Genomic DNA, 327 nt, shown 5'->3' with positions numbered 1-327 from the left:
CTTTACAACCCGAAGGCCTTCTTCACACACGCGGCATGGCTGCATCAGGCTTGCGCCCATTGTGCAATATTCCCCACTGCTGCCTCCCGTAGGAGTCTGGACCGTGTCTCAGTTCCAGTGTGGCTGATCATCCTCTCAGACCAGCTAGGGATCGTCGCCTTGGTGAGCCCTTACCTCACCAACTAGCTAATCCCACCTAGGCATATCCTGACGCGAGAGGCCCGAAGGTCCCCCTCTTTGGCCCGTAGGCATCATGCGGTATTAGCCATCGTTTCCAATGGTTATCCCCCACATCAGGGCAATTTCCTAGGCATTACTCACCCGTCC

At 56.3% G+C, this 327-nt stretch carries 1 rRNA gene; it reads right to left on the bottom strand.

Annotated features, from left to right (window positions below):
- A 16S ribosomal RNA gene (locus tag ACF8CV_RS13920) occupies positions 1-327 on the bottom strand; the annotation flags it as partial.

This window comes from Vibrio sp. zbq_1 (assembly GCF_043102935.1).
GTDB classification, from domain to species: domain Bacteria; phylum Pseudomonadota; class Gammaproteobacteria; order Enterobacterales; family Vibrionaceae; genus Vibrio; species Vibrio parahaemolyticus.
Note: the sequence above shows the minus strand (reverse complement) of the source record. Positions and strands in the feature narration are given on the sequence as shown.